This is a genomic window from Brasilonema angustatum, from assembly GCF_059505445.1.
On the sequence record NZ_JCACKO010000016.1, the window covers coordinates 1 to 4,732 of the forward strand.

General features: G+C 42.5%; 6 protein-coding genes. 1 reads left to right on the forward strand and 5 read right to left on the reverse strand.

The genetic code is table 11. The features are described from left to right. A partial coding sequence (locus AC5JM2_RS04125; RefSeq protein ID WP_495833646.1) for a hypothetical protein occupies window positions 1-199 on the forward strand: 199 nt, incomplete at its 5' end. Here the strand turns inward: AC5JM2_RS04125 and AC5JM2_RS04130 are convergent. The 5 genes from AC5JM2_RS04130 to AC5JM2_RS04150 form a co-directional block, all read right to left on the reverse strand. After that, window positions 196-402, reverse strand: a complete 207-nt coding sequence (locus tag AC5JM2_RS04130) for a hypothetical protein (protein WP_495833647.1) — start codon at window positions 400-402, stop codon at window positions 196-198. The two genes, AC5JM2_RS04125 and AC5JM2_RS04130, sit on opposite strands and share 4 nt — an antisense overlap. Window positions 403-501: 99 nt before the next feature. After that, window positions 502-2,094 (reverse strand): hypothetical protein, encoded by a 1,593-nt coding sequence (locus tag AC5JM2_RS04135; RefSeq protein ID WP_495833648.1) that lies wholly within the window; start codon window positions 2,092-2,094, stop codon window positions 502-504. A gap of 608 nt (window positions 2,095-2,702) precedes the next feature. After that, window positions 2,703-2,939 (reverse strand): helix-turn-helix domain-containing protein, encoded by a 237-nt coding sequence (locus tag AC5JM2_RS04140; protein ID WP_495833649.1) that lies wholly within the window; start codon window positions 2,937-2,939, stop codon window positions 2,703-2,705. A gap of 245 nt (window positions 2,940-3,184) precedes the next feature. Further along, a complete protein-coding gene (locus AC5JM2_RS04145; protein ID WP_495833650.1) occupies window positions 3,185-3,643 on the reverse strand; it encodes a hypothetical protein in 459 nt (152 codons plus the stop codon). 345 nt (window positions 3,644-3,988) lie between these two features. Then, window positions 3,989-4,732: WD40 repeat domain-containing protein (locus AC5JM2_RS04150; RefSeq protein WP_495833651.1), on the reverse strand; the 744-nt coding region annotated here is incomplete at its 5' end.

Genomic DNA, 4,732 nt, shown 5'->3' on the forward strand with positions numbered 1-4,732 from the left:
GACCCCTGATCTTATTCGCGCCCTAACGCCATGCATAGGATTTATCTCTGGTGCGCTGATTGTGATTGCAGCGTTAGTCAGTGGCGCAAGTGGGGAAAAATTGACCCTAGCCAGTGCCATTGCTACCGCGAGCATAAGCGGCGCGGTTGGACTAGCTAACCGTCCAAATGAATCTTCCAGCGACAAGAAAGAAGATTAAGCCATCAACAGCAATGCTTCTGCAAGTCCAACGGAGTCACAAGCCTCACGTCTAAAATCCTCACGTCTGACGACGGTTAACTGCGCGTTAGGGTACATCTGTTTGAGTTTGGGGTAACACTCAATAGATTCTAGGACTATATAGCGAAGTCCCAAAGGGATATCCTCTGGTGTCGAGTTCTCGATTACTTTGACAAACACCATTTTTTTATTTTCTTAAAAATGTCTTTCATATTCCGATCCAAGGGAAAAAGGTTTTTAAACCGGCAAACGCCCCCCCCGGCGACCGAAAAAAAACGACTGTCACAGTGACACTTTCTGCAGGCGTTTTCTGGACTCCTGCTTAAAGAGTTTCTTGGCGAATCTCATCGTTGTCAGCTGCAACTCCTCGCGGTAGATGTTGCACTTGGCTAAAAAGTACTGCGTCCCAAGTTTAAAGAAGCGGTTCAAGAAACCGTCTTTTTTGACAGAGTACGTGTTCGGTTCGCTGGTTTTTGAACCAATTACCACCCCGTCCTCAAATCGGTAGCTATCGCCGCAATCTTTAAACCCTACGCGCGTTCTGTTGTTTTGGTCGTACACATCATATGAATGGAACTCCATTCTCAAGGTTTGACGAATATCTTTGTACTCGTTTTTCTCCTGGCACAACTGCAGGTGTGACAAACCTATGATTTTTTGATGTCTTTGGGTCGTTTTCACACTAATACCAAGAGTCCTTGATATACTATTTTGTGTAGCCCCAAAACACAGAAAGTTTCTCGACACAAATAAACGTGTTCGGGAAACATGAAGGACGAAAGGCACTTGCCCCACAATCGAGTTAGGTGAGGATTGCACTCCCAATTCATGTCTCAGGACAGGTTTTGGTTGTGTCGAGACCGAAGTGTTACTACATTGATGGTTCTCCTTGCTTAGTGGCTCTAGTAGATTGTTGATGTTGAAAGTTGTGGACACCCTGCCAAAAACGGGTACTTGCGAAGCGACTGAGTTAATGGCTCTATTAGATGTTTCTCCTTGTAGCTCCTTATCTAGTGGTTTGTTGACGTTTAAGTCTGTGGACACCCTGTCAAAAGCGGGTACTTGCGAAGCGACTGAGTTAATAAAGCTAGTGGATGTCTCCCCTTGGACGAAAGGTAGTGGCTCTGATGTAACGCCGAAGTGTGAAATTGTGGACACCCTGTCAAAAGCGGGTACTTGCGAAGCGATTTTTTTGGCTGGTTCATTGGATGTTTCCCCTTGTGACTTCTCCTTACTTGGTGGCTCTAATTGATTGTTGATACTTGGTGACTCTAGTTGATTGTTGATGTTGAAAGTTGTGGACACCCTGTCAAAAGCGGGTACTTGCGAAGCAACTGAGTTAATGGCTCTATTAGATGTTTCTCCTTGTAGCTCCTTTTCTAGTGGCTCCGATGTAACGCCAAAGTGTGAAATTGTGGACACCCTGTCAAAAGCGGGTACTTGCGAAGCGATTTTTTTGGTTAGTTCATTGGTTGGTTCTCCTTTACGATGTAGTTCCAAAACTGGTTTACGATGTAGTTCCAAAACTGGTGTAGCTATTAGGAAGTTAGGGTCAACTTTATGCAGTTGTTTTCTGCTTTCTGGTGAAATTGTTCTTAAAGCGGCGTAGTGGCTTGACTGCTGCAAAGCTTGAGTCTCAATTTGGGTGACGGTGGCTCTTAGGTTGTTGACGACACTCAACAGAGGAACGTCAGCTGTAGCGCCCCAGGTTGCTAGTTCTAATTTCCAGCAAACTGGTCTAAGTCCTCCGAGATAAGTTGTCAGTATGCCTTTCCTGACACTGTAGCTTCTGAAAAAATCTAGTTTTTTGCCTGTTCTTAGCCATCTATAAATTGAAGCGTTTGAGATGGACAACACTGAACAGATAAGGCTCATAGGTAACTCGGAAACCCCACTACCTGTGATATCAAAACTTCGGAGTAAATACCAAAGTTTTGAGTGGTCATACCGACCAAGGAACGTATGTACTCGCGCTGTGTACGCGTTTTTGATTAGATTAGATCTCAGTAGTAATGAGTGAATCTTAATCAGCATTTTTTGAAGTTAAAGATTATCGAACGAAGTGAAGTTTTTAACAAGGGATTGCTGATTTTTTCAGCAATTGGTAATAGCTAGTGGGGTAGTGAAGACCCCCTTTTTTATGGGTATAATTTCTGAAGGAAATATCAGAAAATATCCGTATAAAAAAGATATAAGTTTAGTGTTTTTTTTTGGTATATCGTAAGACGTAGTAAAACTATATAAGTATGTACTTGAGCATACAATTGCTGTATCTGAGTTTTAATATACCCTCAAAAAGGCTCCCAGTGGGTAAAATCTATTATCTTCTTTTTGGTAGAAAAAACACTTATCCTTATGATTACCATTTGGCTAAATAGCGGTAAAGGATTTAGCCAATTATTGACGAAACCCCTTAAAAAAACTTTTCTTGTAGATGCATCCGGTAACCGTGGCGAAAAAGATTATTCGCGGTCACCACTTTTTTATTTTTGGGGAGCGGTCGGACTTTGGTCGGTGTTTGGCTCCCACAGCATCAAATCGTTAGGCTGTACCTGATAATAATCACATATTTTTGTGAGCACAGCTGCTAATGGGAGAATATCAGGTGAATCGTACAGTGAATATACGGTTGTTTTGCTAACTCCCGTCAACTTGGCGAACTCATAGCGAGTGATTTCCTTACTTGTGATGAATTCCTTGATTTTGTTCTTGATTGGCATTGTGATTATATAGGTTCGCGATGCATAACAGCGCAAGCTAAAAGCACCTGTTGAATAGATAAGGGAGACCGTAAAAATAAAATACCAGCCGTATTTCGGGTTGACGGGTTGGTAACGAGGGATCTGGGTTTGACGGCTGGTATTTTATTTCAAGGTAAGTGCCATATCTCCGAAATCTGTATATTCTCTGCTAAAAAATATTAAATAAGCTTTTTAGTATACAAGAATGATTAATATACTTTGACTCAAATGAAACTTTCAGGCAAGTCCGAAAGACACTTCTTTAATTCCTCTAGCATTTGTTCAACGTATTTATACCGCTCACCAACCTTACCCCCACTTCTAGCTTTAGAATCGGTGACTTTGTTTTCCCAAACTTCTAACACCGTTTTAAGTGATTCCAACGATTCTACGACCTCCTCAGCATTATCACCCAGTGGCTTAGGCAATCTGTAGCGGTGAGTTTCAACATTCTCACCCCACTTAGAAACACGTCCTGCACCTTCACGTTTACCACCCCACGGCTTACGGACACGTATCACCTCCCAACCGTTCTCTATATCCGCTACAGCTTCCTCTGGAGTGTCAGCAGTTATCTGTAGCAATGCAGTATCTTCTGTCTCGATATTGCTGACTTCAATTAAGTATTTATGCATATTAACCGCCCATACAATCGTCTCTACTTGATTATAGGACAAAATCATAATTAGAATATTTGATTATAGGACAAAATCATGATGATTGTCTAGACTAAAGAAAAAACCCGACCCAGTAAGAGTTTTACTAGAATCGAGTATTTTTACTTATCAGTTTTTCATTAAGCGGCTTTATTCAAAAGGGGGATGTGCCGAAATACATGGCAAATGGGACACTTTGTAAAGTTATGTCAAGCAAGTTTTCAAAACCCTTGATTTACCGTTGTTTTAACGCGCTCACTTCAACAGCAGCTTGCTGATTCAATCACTTCGCGATTATCTGAGTTTTTAGTGTCGAATCTTACCACCGATTTCAAACCACTGAAAACCGTTCTGGATAGTTTTAATGGGTCATTACTTTTTTTTGCCAATACCATCACAAAGGTGACGGTCATCTTTAACATTGGGGTTGTTGTTCAGATAATCAGAAGCCCAATCACAACCACGTATTAATAAGTTATCCAAATCCATATTCCATAGTCTTACTGTGTTGTCAGAACTACCAGAGGCAAGAGTCTTGCCATCCGGGCTGAACGCCACACTTGTGACTTCACTGCTATGCCCCTTAAGAGTATGCAGTTCCTGCCCGTTGAGATTCCATAGTCTTACTGTGTTGTCATCACTAGCACTGGCTATCGTCTTGCCATCCGGGCTGAACACCACACTTGTGACTTTACTGCTATGCCCCTTAAGAGTATGCAGTTCCTGTCCGTTGAGATTCCATAGTCTGACTGTGTTGTCAGAACTACCAAAGGCAAGAGTCTTGCCATCCGGGCTGAACACCATACTTGTGACTTCACTGCTATGCCCCTTAAAAGTATGCAGTTTCTGCCCGTTGAGATTCCATAGTCTGACTGTGTTGTCAGAACTACCAAAGGCAAGAGTCTTGCCATCCGGGCTGAACACCACACTATAGACTGTACTGCTATACCCTTTCAGAGTATGCAGTTCCTGCCCGTTGAGATTCCATAGGATTACTGTGGTGTCATAACTACTAGAGGCAAGAGTCTTGCCATCCGGGCTGAACGCCACACTATAGACTGTACTGCTATGCCCCTTAAGAGTATGCAGTTCCTGCCCGTTGAGATTCCATAGTCT